This window comes from Vibrio sp. D173a (assembly GCF_030248475.1).
On the sequence record NZ_JAHGAH010000575.1, the window covers coordinates 1 to 838 of the forward strand.

1 pseudogene is annotated in these 838 nt (G+C 40.8%); it reads left to right on the forward strand.

The annotated features are described in order from the left end of the window. Positions 1 to 534: 534 nt before the first annotated feature. Positions 535 to 838, forward strand: a pseudogene (locus KIV40_RS27630) (arginine decarboxylase); the annotation flags it as partial.

The window sequence follows — 838 nt, forward strand, 5'->3', positions numbered from 1 at the left end:
GGGATTCGAGTTAGTACGAAAGTGTGCTTTTTGAGCCGAAAACATCGCGTTCATATCAACACCGACAGTCGATTCATCATTGGTTATTGGATTTTGGTTCATTGCATTTTACTCCCCGTTTAGCTGGCTGACCGATCGGTCAGTGGTTTAAATTTATACTAGCCCTTTTTGTTTTACAAGGAACGATAAGAAAAAGTTTAAAAAATGTGCAAGGTTGGTGTGTTCAGAAAAACAAGGTAAGCGTGCTCAGAAAAAGAAGTTGAATGGGGTTTTCTTATGGGTCGCGAAAAAAATCTGACTTTGTACACGGTGCGTATTAGCTCCAGAATTGGCGGCAAACCTTGATGTACCGTTATCTCAGGCGTGTCTAAAAAAGCGTTTGTCGAGACGACAAATATCTATGATTGGACTCGCTCGCCAGAATATCAGTTAATGCGCCCAACGAATCGTAACTTATCGATTTAACTTGGGTAATGCCGCATGTATGAACAGGGTGTTACTTGGTGATGGCCCTATATTGTGAGGTCTCTTGAAATGGAACAATCAGTTAATTTAGATCGCATCCGTGCAGAATATAATGTTAAGCACTGGAGCCAAGGTTTCTACGGTATTGATGACAATGGAGAAGTGTATGTCTCTCCAAGCAAAATGGATCATCAAATTCCTTTAAGCAATATTGTAAAGCAGCTTGAACAGAAGAATGTCGGCTTACCTGCATTGGTGCGATTCCCGCAGATTGTTCATCAACGAGTACATAATATTTGTAACGCGTTCAACCAAGCTATCGATGAATACCAATACGACAACCGCTACTTGTTGGTATACCCAATTAAGGTAA